The sequence below is a fragment of the Ruminococcus bovis genome, assembly GCF_005601135.1.
Lineage (GTDB): Bacteria > Bacillota > Clostridia > Oscillospirales > Acutalibacteraceae > Ruminococcoides > Ruminococcoides bovis.
The window spans coordinates 1,340,542-1,353,947 of the sequence record NZ_CP039381.1; the positions used below are offsets into that span (position 1 = coordinate 1,340,542).

The 13,406-nt window shown below is 35.0% G+C and carries 12 protein-coding genes; 11 read left to right on the forward strand and 1 reads right to left on the reverse strand.

The genetic code is table 11. The features are described from left to right. Positions 1-9 precede the first annotated feature (9 nt). The 4 genes from pyrF (at position 10) to E5Z56_RS06310 (ending at position 4,819) form a co-directional block, all read left to right on the forward strand. On the forward strand, positions 10-948 hold the full coding sequence (gene pyrF, locus E5Z56_RS06295; protein ID WP_138157063.1) for an orotidine-5'-phosphate decarboxylase: 939 nt from the start codon (positions 10-12) through the stop codon (positions 946-948). A gap of 184 nt (positions 949-1,132) precedes the next feature. Next, positions 1,133-2,218: a 3-phosphoserine/phosphohydroxythreonine transaminase gene (serC, locus tag E5Z56_RS06300; RefSeq protein ID WP_138157064.1), complete on the forward strand. Its 1,086-nt coding sequence runs from the start codon at positions 1,133-1,135 to the stop codon at positions 2,216-2,218. 31 nt (positions 2,219-2,249) lie between these two features. Further along, positions 2,250-3,368: a 3-phosphoglycerate dehydrogenase gene (locus E5Z56_RS06305; RefSeq protein WP_138157065.1), complete on the forward strand. Its 1,119-nt coding sequence runs from the start codon at positions 2,250-2,252 to the stop codon at positions 3,366-3,368. Between the two features lie 50 nt (positions 3,369-3,418). Next, the gene (locus E5Z56_RS06310) at positions 3,419-4,819 is read left to right on the forward strand and encodes an Ig-like domain-containing protein (RefSeq protein WP_138157066.1); all 1,401 of its coding nucleotides are present in this window, start codon (positions 3,419-3,421) and stop codon (positions 4,817-4,819) included. 131 nt (positions 4,820-4,950) lie between these two features. On the opposite strand, the gene E5Z56_RS06315 is transcribed toward E5Z56_RS06310, so the two are convergent. Next, a complete protein-coding gene (locus E5Z56_RS06315; protein ID WP_138157067.1) occupies positions 4,951-6,171 on the reverse strand; it encodes a glycoside hydrolase family 3 N-terminal domain-containing protein in 1,221 nt (406 codons plus the stop codon). Between the two features lie 345 nt (positions 6,172-6,516). On the opposite strand from E5Z56_RS06315, the gene E5Z56_RS06320 reads away from it, so the two are divergent. The 7 genes from E5Z56_RS06320 (at position 6,517) to E5Z56_RS12025 (ending at position 13,405) form a co-directional block, all read left to right on the forward strand. Continuing rightward, positions 6,517-8,574, forward strand: coding sequence for an elongation factor G (locus tag E5Z56_RS06320; protein WP_138157068.1), 2,058 nt, complete (start codon positions 6,517-6,519; stop codon positions 8,572-8,574). 227 nt (positions 8,575-8,801) lie between these two features. Then, positions 8,802-9,236 carry a CAP domain-containing protein gene (locus E5Z56_RS06325; RefSeq protein WP_175405398.1) on the forward strand — a complete coding sequence of 145 codons (435 nt, stop codon included), beginning with the start codon at positions 8,802-8,804 and terminating at the stop codon, positions 9,234-9,236. Positions 9,237-9,365: 129 nt separating this feature from the next. After that, on the forward strand, positions 9,366-9,665 hold the full coding sequence (locus tag E5Z56_RS06330) for an Ig-like domain-containing protein (protein WP_138157070.1): 300 nt from the start codon (positions 9,366-9,368) through the stop codon (positions 9,663-9,665). 286 nt (positions 9,666-9,951) lie between these two features. Next, the gene (locus tag E5Z56_RS06335) at positions 9,952-10,734 is read left to right on the forward strand and encodes a ZIP family metal transporter (RefSeq protein ID WP_138157071.1); all 783 of its coding nucleotides are present in this window, start codon (positions 9,952-9,954) and stop codon (positions 10,732-10,734) included. A 302-nt stretch (positions 10,735-11,036) separates the two neighbouring features. Further along, positions 11,037-12,329 carry a phosphopyruvate hydratase gene (gene eno / locus E5Z56_RS06340; RefSeq protein ID WP_138157072.1) on the forward strand — a complete coding sequence of 431 codons (1,293 nt, stop codon included), beginning with the start codon at positions 11,037-11,039 and terminating at the stop codon, positions 12,327-12,329. A 244-nt stretch (positions 12,330-12,573) separates the two neighbouring features. Next, a complete protein-coding gene (locus E5Z56_RS06345) occupies positions 12,574-13,281 on the forward strand; it encodes a CpsB/CapC family capsule biosynthesis tyrosine phosphatase (protein ID WP_138157073.1) in 708 nt (235 codons plus the stop codon). 1 nt (position 13,282) lies between these two features. After that, positions 13,283-13,405, forward strand: coding sequence for a hypothetical protein (locus E5Z56_RS12025; protein ID WP_269801945.1), 123 nt, complete (start codon positions 13,283-13,285; stop codon positions 13,403-13,405). Position 13,406 lies beyond the last annotated feature (1 nt).

Below are 13,406 nucleotides of genomic sequence, written 5' to 3' on the forward strand. Positions count from 1 at the left end.
GAATTTATTATGTCATTTGATAGACTAATTGAGAAAATTGTAGAAAAGCAAAACCCAACTGTTGCAGGTCTTGACCCAAAACTAGCTTACATTCCTGAATATATTAAGGAAGAATCATTTAAAAAGTATGGCAAGACACTTGAGGGTGCTGCTGATGCAATTCTTACATATAACAAAGGTTTAATTGATGAACTTTATGATATTGTTCCGGCAGTAAAGCCACAATGTGCATATTATGAAATGTACGGTTGGTACGGTGTAAGAGCTTTAGCAGAAACTATTAAGTATGCTAAGTCAAAGGGTATGTTTGTTATTACAGACGGTAAGAGAAACGATATTGGTACAACTATGGAAGCATATGCTATTGCTCACCTTGGTGAAACTGATATTGACGGTGAAAAGGAAGAAGCTTTTGGTGGCGATGCATTAACAGTAAACGGCTACCTAGGTTCTGACGGTATTAACCCTCTACTAACAATTTGTGAAGAAAAAGACAAGGGTATCTTTGTTCTAGTTAAAACATCTAACCCATCATCAGGTGAATTACAGAACCTTGAATTCAGAGGTGACGAAACAGTTTACCTACATATGGGCAGAATGTGTGAAGATTGGGGCAAAAAGGTAGTTGGCAAGTATGGTTACAGTGGCGTAGGTGCAGTTGTAGGTGCAACATATCCTGAAATGCTAACTGAACTAAGAGGTGAACTTCCTAAGACATTCTTCCTAGTACCCGGTTATGGTGCTCAGGGTGGTGGTGCTAATGACTGTAAGGGTGCATTTGACCAGAACGGTATTGGTGCTATTGTTAACTCATCAAGAGGCATTATGTGTGCATGGCAGAAGATTGAAGGCCTTGATGAAAAGGATTATGCTAAGGCTGCAAGACAGGAAGCTATCCGTATGAGAGATGACCTAAAGTCTGTTATTGGTGAAATGAAGTTAAAGTAATTTTTTACAGTTTAACCTTGTTAACAAAAAGTTTACTTTTGCATAATGATTTGTACATTATGTAAAAAGTTAATTTGTTGACTTTAAGATGTTAAAGTAATATAATTTTATTAGTGATTTATGAGTATAATCGACTTAACTGTCGGTTTGAAATATTTTGATATCAGATAAGGAGATTTTTAAAATGTCAAGAGTCTATAATTTTTCAGCAGGTCCATCAATGTTACCTGAACCGGTTCTAAAGAAAGCAGCAGATGAAATGCTTGATTATCAGGGTTGCGGTCAGTCCGTAATGGAAATGTCACACAGAAGTAAGCAGTTTGATGGTATCATCAAGGATTGCGAAGCATTACTAAGAGAAGTAATGAATATTCCTGATAACTACAAGGTTCTATTCCTACAGGGTGGTTGTTCTTCACAGTTTGCTATGGTTCCAATGAACCTAATGAACAAGAATAACAAGGCTGACTATGTTATCACAGGTCAGTGGGCTAAGAAAGCTGCTAAAGAAGCTGCCAGATATGGTGAAGTTAATATTGTTGCATCTTCCGAAGACAAGACTTTCACATATATTCCTAAGCTAGACAAATCAACATTCTCTAAGGATGCTGACTATTTCTATATTTGTATGAACAATACAATTTACGGTACTGTTTATCACGAACTACCAGACACAGGTGATATTCCACTTGTAGCTGATATTTCTTCTTGCATTATGAGTGAACCAATTGATGTTAGCAAGTTTGGTTGCCTAATTGCCGGTGCTCAGAAGAACCTTGCTCCTGCAGGTCTAACAATTGTTATTATTCGTGAAGACCTAATCGGCAATGCAATGGATATTACTCCAACAATGTTTAACTACAAGACTCATGCAGATGCAAATTCTCTATTCAACACACCTCCATGCTGGACAATTTATGTTGCAAAGCTAGTTCTTGAATGGATTAAGAACGAAGTTGGTGGCCTAGATAAGATGAAAGAACTTAACGAAAAGAAAGCTAAGGTTCTTTATGACTTCCTAGATAACTCAAAGCTATTTAAGGGTACAGTAGTTAAAGAAGACAGAAGCCTTATGAATGTTCCTTTCGTTACAGGCGACAAGGATATGGACGCTAAGTTTGTTGAAGAAGCAACTAAGGCAGGTTTCGTTAACATTAAGGGTCACCGTACTGTTGGTGGTATGAGAGCTTCTATCTACAATGCTATGCCATATGAAGGCGTTGAAAAGCTAGTAGAATTTATGAAGAAGTTTGAAGAAGAAAACGCTTAATCAAGTCTATTTATTGTGAGGAGAATTACTGATGTACAATGTACTAACTTTAAATAAAATCGCTAAGTGTGGTACAGACATTCTTGGCGATAACTATACAGTTTCTGATAATGAAACAAATCCTGTTGCTGTTCTTGTTCGTTCAGCATCAATGCACGAAATGGAAATGCCTGAAAGCCTACTTGCTATTGCAAGAGCAGGTGCAGGTGTTAACAACATTCCTATTAAGGATTGTGCAGAAAAGGGTATCGTAGTATTTAACTCACCCGGTGCTAATGCTAATGCAGTTAAGGAACTTGTTGTTGCAGGTCTGTTAATGTCTTCAAGAAAGATTGTTAACGGTATTGAATGGGCTAAGACTCTAAAGGGCAACGGTGATCAGGTTGGCAAAATGGTTGAAAAAGGTAAGTCAAACTTTGCCGGTCCTGAAATTATGGGCAAAACATTAGGTGTTATCGGTCTTGGTGCTATCGGTATCAAGGTTGCTAATGTAGCTTCAGCTTTAGGTATGAAGGTTGTTGGTTGCGACCCATTCCTAAGTGAAGCAAATAAGGCTAAGTTAGTTGACTGTAAGATTGTTGAAACTAACGATGAAGTTTATGCAGAAGCTGACTATATCACAGTTCATGTTCCTCTAAATGACGGTACTCGTGGTATGATTAATAAAGAAACAATCAGCAAGATGAAAGACGGTGTAAGAGTTCTTAACTATAGCCGTGACGGTCTTGTAAATTCAACAGATATTCTTGATGCACTAAAGAGTGGCAAGATGAGTGCTTATGTAACTGACTTTGCTACAGATGATATTCTTGGTGAAGATGGTGTTATTGCAATGCCTCACCTAGGTGCTTCAACTCCTGAAAGTGAAGACAACTGTGCTGTTATGGCAGCAACAGAAGTTAAGGATTACCTAGAAAACGGTAATATCGTAAACTCTGTAAACCTACCTTGTCTATCAAAGGATAAGACAGGTGGCACAAGAGTATGTGTAATTGCTAAAGCTGATGCTGATACAGATGCTATTGTAAAGGCAACAGGTTCTGATGACTTTGCAACTGCTACAAGAGGTGATTTTAGCTACACAATTATTGATAATGCTACAAACACAGAAGTTAATGTTGATGGTGTTATCAAGGTAAGAAGTCTATAATTATGAGCTTAAATTTTTAGATTAATATTATTAAAAAGGAGGTCAAAACAATGAGAAAAGTAGTTTCAATACTTTTAGCAGTTCTAATGCTAACTGCTATGGGTACAGTTGCAGTAACATCAGCAAGTGCTGAAGAAACTGCTACAGTTAACGGTGTAGTTGCTAATGTTGGTGACACAGTTACTATTGATTACTTCGTAAAGTCCGACTGTATTTGGGAAGATTTCCAGGGTCATGTAACATATGATTATGACGGACTACAGCTTGAAAGCTTTGAAATGCCGGATGTAACAACAGGTATTATGACTAACACTCTTAACAAAGGTTTAGTATATTATACCGGTGTTGATATTAACAGTAACTACAAGTTCTATAACGAAGTAAACTTCTACAGAATTAAGTTTACAGTTCGTCAGGCCGGTAGCTATGTAGTTAACAATGTTTGGGAAGTTGCTGACGGTAACGATGTTGATATGATTGTTGATGATGGTATTATTCTTAACCCTGAAAGACTAATCACTCGTGAAGTTGTTACAGCTACTCCAAAGCCAACAGAAACAACAACTACAAAGACAAATACCGAACCATCAACAACTAAGCCTGAACCAACAAATACAGAGCCATCTTCAACTACTCCAACAGTTACATCTTCAACACCATCACCAACAACTCCTGTTCTTGTAAAAGAGTTGTATGTTCAAAAGTCTGTTGGTGTAAATATTGGCAAGACAGCTAAGTTGGTTTATTCACTAGAGCCTAAAAATGCTACTAACAAGAATCTAGCTTGGTCATCTTCTAACACAAAGATTGCTACTGTATCTAATGGTGTAGTTAAGGGTGTTAAGGCAGGTAGAGCTACTATTACTGTAAAGACTACTGACGGTTCAAATCTTACTGCTTACTGCCTAGTAGTAGTTAACCAACCTGTAACAAGCATTTCTCTATCAAAGAAAGCAACAATGTATACAGGTAAGAAGTTAGCTCTAAAGGCTAAGGTTAACCCAGCTAACGCATCTAAGAAGGAATTAACTTGGAAGTCATCTAACACAAAAATTGCTAAGGTTGCTTCTAACGGTGTAGTTACAGGTGTTAAGGCAGGTACAGTTAAGATTACTGCAACTGCAAAGGACGGTAGCAGAAAGTCTGCAACATGTACAGTAACAGTTCGTCAGTCAGTATCTAAGATTACTTTAGGCAAGACAAATGTTGTTCTTCCTAAGAAGGGTTCTTCTTACAATGTTAAGGTAACAGTTGCTCCTAAGAATGCTTACAACAAGAATGTTGCAGTTAAGTCTGCTAACACAAAGGTTGCTAAGGTTTCTGCTTCAACAGTTAAGTCCGGTAAGACAGTTAAGATTACTGCTGTTAAGAAGGGTACAACTAAGGTTACATTTACTGCTAAAGATGGTAGCAAGAAGTCTGCTACTTGTAAGGTAACAGTTAAAAAATAATAATAATTAATCTAAAATGTTTTAATAATACAATCTAAAAAATAATTAGCTAAAAGCCCTATTCGTAATGAATAGGGCTTTGTTTCGTCTAAGTAGGGAATATGACCTACTTATTATTTTTTTGTAATTAATTAGCTATTTAATATTGTGTCAACATCAAGAATACCAAGGTCAATTTTCCATTTTAAAATTCTTTTTACAGAATCATTAATTTGGCTAATAGGTATTTCATTATTCTTAACTGTATTTAATACTGCCGGATATTGAGTGTCAACCGATGAACAACATAGTAGGTCGTTACCTGCTTTTGTTGCAATGACTGCTGCCGATTCATCACCGGTAAACTGGGTGATTGCATCCATAATTAAGTCATCAGTCATTATAACACCATTAAAATTAAGCTGATTTCTAATAATCTTGTGTACATTCTCTGATAAGGATGCCGGATAATTTTTGTCCATACAGTTTACTATGTTGTGAGAAACAAGAATACAGTCAGCACCGGCATTTATACCGGTAATAAACGGTTTAAAATCTTTTTCGGTAAATTCAGAATAATCTCTGTTGTCATATGCAATGCCAGTGTGGGTATCAACATTGTTTCCATAACCGGGAAAATGCTTTAGTACAGTGCCTAGGTGATTTTCTTTTGAGGTGCTAACAACTGTACTGACAAATTTATCAACATCATCAACATTGTCACTAAATGAACGGTCATACATAAACCCATTTGTATCAGAAGTAATATCACAATCAGGTGCCATATTTACATTAATTCCAAGTGAAAGTAAAAGTTTAGCTTTTTCTTCAGCATCATTTATAATACCGTCCCAACCACCATTTGCAAAAGTATCTTTAGGTGAAAGAAAAGGACTTTCTCTTAGGTTAGGGTTGCTACTGACTCTTACAACAGTACCACCTTCTTCATCAACACCAATAAGTAGTGGTATTTTAGCCTTATCTTGATATGATTTAATAGTGCTTTTTACTTCTTCTTTAGTTTTATTTTGAAAGTCTTTGCCAAAAAGAATATATCCACCAATATGATATTGATTTATTTGTTCAAGTGCATCAGTATCGGGACATCTAACATAAAACATTTGACCTACCTTTTCATCGGTAGTCATTTGGCTAATGTAATTGTCTAAACTTTTATCAAAAGTTTCTTCAATATTAGTAGTAGGTTCAACTGTTGTTGTGGTAGGTTCTGTTGAGGAAGATGTAGTTTCAATTGTTGATACAGTAGCAGAACTACTGCTATTATTTTCCTTTTGCGTACTACAACTTGAAAATAAAAGTACTAGCACAATACATAATACAGAAGTGATTATTTTATTGTTAATTTTATTCATTACTATGCTCCTTTCGGTTAAACCTATTATATATCATAATAAAATATATTAATAGTAAAAATAAGAGAGAAAAAATATATTATATAAGTTCTTTTTTGTACACATTGTAAAATATAATTAATATGAAATAGTGGTTTTATTGTTCAAAATACAAGGCATAAATTTATGCAATTTATACATTCCATTGGTTAAAATATACAATTACAATTAGTTTATGTTGTTAATAAAATCGAAAATAATATTAAATTACTAAAAAATATTGTATATTTTGAACAAGGGTGTTATAATATAACTGTAATCAAAAGAGATTAATGTTTACACATTTAATTAAGGAGATTTAATCCAATGAGAAATTATGATTCCAAACATATTCTCAATATTGCATTAGCCGGTCACAAAGGTTCAGGTAAAACCTCTGTTGCCGAAAGTATGCTATATTTGACAGGAAATGTTTCAAGACTCGGGAAAATTGAAGAAGGAAACACTTCTCTGGATTATGACCCAGAAGAAGTTAAGAGAAAATCTTCTGTTCTTACTGCTGTTGCTCCGGTTGAATGGAAAAATACAAAGATTAATCTTATCGATACACCGGGACTGTTTGATTTTTCCGGTGGTATCGCAGAGGGTATGAGAGCTGCAGAAAGTGTGCTGGTTGTCGTATCCGGTAAGGATGGAGTCGATGTAGGAACTGAGAAAGTAGTTAATATGGCTACTGAGATGGGCAAAACAAAGATGTTCTTTGTTAACGGACTATGTGATGAAAGTGCCAGATTCTATAGGGTGTTTGAAGATTTAAAGACAGTTTTTGGTCCGGCAGTTTGTCCTGTTGTTGTTCCTTACATTAACGACGGTAAGGCTGAAGTATATGTAAACCTTTTTGAATATAGAGCCTATAAGTACTCTGAGGGAGGCAAGGTTGAACCAACCGATATGCCTGACTTAGGTACTAGATTTGATGGTCTTAGAGAGGCTATCAAAGAGGCTGTTGCAGAAACATCAGAAGAACTACTAGAGAAGTTTATTGAAGGGGAAGAATTTACTCCTGAAGAAATTATCCTTGGTGTTTCACAAGGTGTTAGAGAAGGTACAATTATACCTGTATTCTGTGGTGATGCACATAATACATACGGTATTGACCAGTTATTGAATTCACTTACTTGGCTTGCTCCAAAAGCGGAGTCAGGTGCAGAAATCGGCTCAGATGTTAATGGAGAGCCAGTAGAAGTTACAGTTAATTCTGATGGTGTACCAACTGCAATAGTGTTTAAAACTGTTATTGACCCATTTGTGGGGAAATTAAGTTATATAAAAGTTCTTAGTGGTAAAATTTCTACTGACACACCTCTTGTAAATATGAGGACAGGTGCAAATGAAAGAGTTACCAAGGTTCTTACTGTAAAAGGTAAGAAACAGGAAGATACACCATTCATCTCAGCAGGTGATATTGGTGCAATACCAAAACTTTCTGATACTTTATCAGGTGATACACTTTGTTCACCACTTAGAAAAGTAACACTTGACGGTATTGATTATCCTGTTGCTAACCTTTCTATGGCAGTATATGCTGACAGTAAGGATGACGAAGAAAAAATTACTCAGGGTATTCTTAAATTAATGGAAGAAGACCCAACTATTAAATATGTACACAATCACGAAACTCACGAAAGAGTTGTTACAGGTTTAGGTGAACAACAACTTGATGTTATTGTTAGTAAACTAAAGTCAAAGTACAACATTGATGTTAAGTTGAAGAAACCAAAGGTAGCCTATAGAGAAACAATTCGTGGTACTGTTAAGGTACAAGGTCGTCACAAAAAACAAAGTGGTGGTCACGGTCAGTTTGGTGATGTGTGGATTGAGTTCTCTCCTAGTGACAGTGATGGACTTGAATTTACACAAACAGTTGTTGGTGGTTCTGTTCCAAAGGGATTTTTCCCGGCTGTTGAAAAAGGACTACAGGACTCAATGAAAAAAGGCCCATTAGCCGGTTATCCGGTTGTTGGGGTAAAAGCTAACTTGTATGATGGTAGCTACCATCCGGTTGACTCATCTGAAATGTCATTTAAAATGGCAGCATCAATTGCTTTTAAGAATGGCATTACACAAGCTAAACCTACTTTACTTGAACCAATTGGTTCATTAAAGGTAACAGTTCCGGAAACACATACCGGGGACATTATGGGTGAAGTTACAAAAAGACGAGGCAGAGTTATTGGTATGGATTCAACACCTAATGGTATGCAGGTGATTGAAGCAGAAGTTCCAATGGCTGAGATGGGTGACTTCAATACCTTTATTAAACAGGTTACACAAGGCAGAGGTAGCTTTACTCTTGACTTTGCAAGATATGAAGATGCACCTGCTAATGTAGCTGAAAAGGTTATTGCAGAAGTTAAAGAATAATCATACTAATAAGTTTGTTATAGGGTAACACCTATTTCAATATAAATTTTGTTCTCCATTTCTTGAGAATTTATTAATTCTCTATTCTCTTTCTTCCATGGAAAGGACCACATTTGTGGTCCTTTCCTCATATAACAAAGAAATTGTATAATTATAAATGTGTGGACAAAATTATTTAAATATATATAAAGAGACAGAATGAAAAATGAGGAATGGAGGTGCCGGTAATGAAAAAAGTAATGAAATTCATTTCGCTATTTTTGTGTGTTATGATTTTTGCAACATCATTGCCAGTACTTTTCGCAAAAACTGAAAGTGTTAGTGCAGCTACTACCACTATGGTTAACGAAAAGGTAAGAGGAAAGGTACTTTATAGCTATAGCTACAAAGTGCTAACATTGATCAACAAGGAAAGAAAGAAAAAGAAACTTTCACAGTTAAAGATGACACAAGGTCTTATTGGTGTAGCTAATAGACGAGCTGCTGAGATTTCTTTGTGTTATGCACATAGCCGTCCTAACGGTGAGAAAAACCCATTTAAAATGTACAAGTGGAAACACTATGTTGGTGAAAATATTGCTTTAAATCAGCAAACTCCTGAGCAGGTTGTAAAGTGCTGGATGAACAGTTCAGCCCATAGAAAGAACATTTTAAATAAATAATTTAACAGCGTTGGTATTGGCTGTTTTAAAGTAAACGGTTACATTTATTGGGAACAATTCTTTGTTGATAATAAGGCAAGTAGAAACGCTGCCCAAAAATCTAATGCAGATGTTACATATACAGTATCTATGAAGACTTCCAATGTTAAGTTACGCTCTAGTGTAAAGTCTGTATGGTTTGATGATTTCTATACAAGAAGAATCACCACATATCAGTTTAATAAAAGAGTTGATAACTATGACTTTGTAACTAATCTGGACAATAGTTGTATTCAGTACAAATCAGCTAATGAAAATATTGCTAAGATTAACGCAAATGGTGTAGTCTTACCGGTAGCCAATGGTAAAACTACAATTACTGCAAATCTGAAAGGCTATCCTAGTAAAAAGGTAACTTGGACAGTTATTGTAGATGTTGAAGAAATGTAAAAAATAAAATTTAATTGCCTATATTATAGGCTAAAGTCTTATACATAAGATTTATTTCCTGAAGGGTTGCTCCTGGTGTGTTGGTGGGGCAACCCTTTCGTCTTGCTATTAAGTTTTTATCAATTTGTCAATATAATGTGGAAAACATTTCTAAATAATATCAGATGACAGATTTTTACTCTTATGATATAATGGAGAAGTAAATGAGTAATATTTAATTTTGTATTCGTTATTTACTGATATATGATTTGTTTTACAGCATATGAATTATATAGGTAGGTGAAAAATGATATTACAAGGTTTAATAATTATTTTAATTCCATTTTTGGGAACATCCCTTGGCTCGGCATTGGTGTTGTTTTCTAAAAATCAATTAAATCCAAAATTGCAAAAGTTTATGCTTGGTTTTGCATCGGGAATAATGATTGCTGCTTCTGTGTGGTCACTGTTAATTCCATCAATGGAACTTGCTGAGGAAAAGGGAATAGTAAAGTATATTCCGGCAAGTGTGGGGTTTTTGTTAGGTATAGGCTTTTTATTGTTGCTGGATAGTGTGATTCCTCATCTTCATTTAGACAGTAATCAACCTGAAGGTGTAAAGTCCAGTCTTTCAAAAAGTACAATGCTTGTTCTGGCAGTTACTCTACATAATATTCCGGAGGGAATGGCAGTAGGCATTACTTTTGCAAGTGCAATGATGAAGGATACAAGTATTTCAGTAGCAGGTGCTTTTTCTTTGGCAGTAGGTATCGCAATTCAAAATTTTCCGGAAGGTGCAATAATTTCTTTGCCACTAAAGGATAGAGGAATGAACAAAGGAAAGGCTTTTGTTATGGGTGTGCTTTCAGGTGTAGTTGAGCCTATCGGTGCAGTACTTACATTAGTATTTGCAAGTATGATAAGTTCTATATTGCCATACTTTTTGTCTTTTGCTGCCGGTGCAATGATTTATGTTGTAACTGAGGAGCTTATTCCTGAGTCACAACAAGGCAAACATTCTAATATCGGTACAATCGGTGTAGCAGTAGGTTTTGTTGTTATGATGGTACTTGACTCAGCCTTTGGATAATTTCTAAATTTAAACCACTAAACTATAGGTAATTTACCCTTGGTTTAGTGGTTTTTGTTTTGTTTGCATAATTTTAAATTTGTAAATAAAGATTGAAAAATAAAATTAAAACAAAAAATTGAAAAATCCCTTGACATTTTGAAAATAAATGATATATAATAGATGCAGTTAGCGGAGGCTAACTAAAATAAATATTACAGACAATCTATGTATTTTTACTTAACTTTTTTCTTTGATTTGTTTGAGTTTCCGAAAGGGAGTGCTTACCTTTCGGAAGATTGTCTGTCTTAGGAGAGTGTTAAATGAATAATTTAGAAATTACTAAAGTTGTAGGTAGAGAAATCCTTGATTCAAGAGGTAATCCTACAGTTGAAGCAGAGGTTACTCTTGCTGATGGTACAGTTGCCAGAGGTACTGCTCCTAGTGGTGCATCTACCGGTGAGTTTGAAGCATTGGAACTAAGAGATGGTGACAAGTCAAGATACCTAGGCAAAGGTGTTTTGAAAGCTGTAGAAAATATTAACACTATTATTCAGGATACAGTAAAAGGTCTTGATGCATCAGATGTTTATGCAGTTGATAAGGCTATGATTACTGCTGATGGTACAAAGGATAAGTCAAAGTTAGGTGCTAATGCTATTCTTGCAGTATCTATTGCAACTTCCAGAGCAGCAGCAACTTCACTTGGTATTCCACTATATAAATTCCTAGGTGGTATTTCCGGTAACAGACTACCTGTTCCTATGATGAATATTCTAAATGGTGGTGCTCATGCAGCAAACACAGTTGATGTTCAGGAATTTATGATTATGCCTGTTGGTGCTACTTCATTTAGAGAGGCACTTAGATGGTGTGCAGAAGTATTCCACGCATTAGCTTCACTTCTAAAGTCAAAGGGTCTTGCAACTTCTGTTGGTGACGAAGGTGGTTTTGCTCCTAACCTTGCAAGTGACGAAGAGGCTATTCAGTACATTCTTCAAGCTGTTGAAAATGCAGGTTATGAACCTAAGAAAGACTTTATGATTGCAATGGATGCAGCATCTTCTGAATGGAAAGGCGAAAAGAAAGGTGAATATATTCTTCCTAAGTCAGGTCAGAAGTTTACTTCAAGAGAACTTATTGACCATTGGAAAAATCTAATTGAGAAGTATCCTATTGTTTCTATTGAAGATGCACTTGATGAAGAGGACTGGGAAGGTTGGCAGGTTCTTACTAAAGAACTCGGTGATAAAGTTCAGCTTGTTGGTGATGACCTATTTGTTACAAATACAGAAAGATTATCAAAGGGCATTGAAATGGGTTGTGGTAACTCAATCCTAATTAAGCTAAACCAGATTGGTTCTGTATCTGAAACACTAGAGGCTATCAAGATGGCTCATAAGGCAGGTTATACTGCTATTTCTTCTCATCGTTCAGGTGAAACTGCCGATACAACAATTGCCGACTTAGCAGTTGCACTAAATACTTGTCAGATTAAGACAGGTGCACCATCTCGTTCAGAAAGAGTGGCAAAGTACAATCAACTTCTTAGAATTGAAGAAGAACTAGGGGATAGTGCTGTATATCCTCAGATGAAAGCATTTAATATTAAATAAAATTTTTTATACTCATTTACATATCATATATTATAAAATAACGAATTTTGGGAGCATACAGTTGTGTATGCTCCTTATTATTTTGTTTTTAGACAGTTAGAATTGTTAGATAATGTTAAAATTTGTCTATTAAACTCAAATAATTACTAAAGATTAGCACGAAAATCGGCAATATTTTCAATTGTGATTAATATACTTTAATGATATAATATTTAATGTATTAATAAATAGTGGGGGTCTAGATTTGATAATTGATTTTCACTCACATTTTTTGCCTTGTATTGATGACGGCAGTAAAAGTGCAGAAATGTCACTTGAAATGCTAAAGAAAATGAAAGGGCAAAATGTTGATACTGTTGTAGCAACTCCTCATTTTTATGCTGATGAAAATAGAATTGACGATTTCCTTAGTAATAGGGAAAATGCTTATAATAGCATAAAGAATGAAATAAATAATATTGGCATCAATGTTAAGCTAGGTGCTGAGGTTACTTATTTTCAGGGGATAAGCAAAGCAGATGAAATTAAGAAGTTAACTACTGAAGATACTTCAATTTTACTTTTGGAATTTCCTTTTGATAAATGGGATAATAGTATTATTGAAGAAGTAGATTATTTAATAAATAAGAGAAAGTTTACTGTTTTGTTAGCTCATTTAGACAGATATATCAGTATTTCTGAAAATAAAAAATATATCAAAAAGCTAGTAAAAATGCCACTTGTGGTGCAAATAAACGCAGGTAGTATTCTTGATAGTAAAAGAAAAAAGAAAACATATTCTTTAATCAAGAAATGTGATAAAATAGTTTTAGGTAGTGATTGCCACAACCTAACTTCCAGAAAGCCTAATCTTTTAGATTGCAGAAATTTACTTTCTGATGATTTAGGAGAAAAGGTTATTTCTAATATAGATATATTCAGTGAAGAATTTTTGTTTAATGGAGGAAAGTAGAATGTCAAAAAAATTAGCTTATATTATTAGTGCAGCAGTATTTGTTGTACTATGTGGCTTGATTGTTTGTGAAAAATTATTTCCGGAGGTGGGCTCTAGTCTATTAGGTGGACTACTAGGTTAAA

What these genes read in the sequence shown, in the direction of transcription:
- E5Z56_RS06335 (WP_138157071.1), top strand. Translation starts at nt 9,952, where the DNA reads ATGATATTACAAGGTTTAATAATTATTTTAATTCCATTTTTGGGAACA.
- E5Z56_RS12025 (WP_269801945.1), top strand. Translation starts at nt 13,283, where the DNA reads ATGTCAAAAAAATTAGCTTATATTATTAGTGCAGCAGTATTTGTTGTA.
- E5Z56_RS06305 (WP_138157065.1), top strand. Translation starts at nt 2,250, where the DNA reads ATGTACAATGTACTAACTTTAAATAAAATCGCTAAGTGTGGTACAGAC.
- pyrF (WP_138157063.1), top strand. Translation starts at nt 10, where the DNA reads ATGTCATTTGATAGACTAATTGAGAAAATTGTAGAAAAGCAAAACCCA.
- eno (WP_138157072.1), top strand. Translation starts at nt 11,037, where the DNA reads ATGAATAATTTAGAAATTACTAAAGTTGTAGGTAGAGAAATCCTTGAT.
- E5Z56_RS06325 (WP_175405398.1), top strand. Translation starts at nt 8,802, where the DNA reads ATGAAAAAAGTAATGAAATTCATTTCGCTATTTTTGTGTGTTATGATT.
- E5Z56_RS06315 (WP_138157067.1), bottom strand. Translation starts at nt 6,171, where the DNA reads ATGAATAAAATTAACAATAAAATAATCACTTCTGTATTATGTATTGTG.
- E5Z56_RS06310 (WP_138157066.1), top strand. Translation starts at nt 3,419, where the DNA reads ATGAGAAAAGTAGTTTCAATACTTTTAGCAGTTCTAATGCTAACTGCT.
- E5Z56_RS06320 (WP_138157068.1), top strand. Translation starts at nt 6,517, where the DNA reads ATGAGAAATTATGATTCCAAACATATTCTCAATATTGCATTAGCCGGT.
- serC (WP_138157064.1), top strand. Translation starts at nt 1,133, where the DNA reads ATGTCAAGAGTCTATAATTTTTCAGCAGGTCCATCAATGTTACCTGAA.
- E5Z56_RS06330 (WP_138157070.1), top strand. Translation starts at nt 9,366, where the DNA reads ATGAAGACTTCCAATGTTAAGTTACGCTCTAGTGTAAAGTCTGTATGG.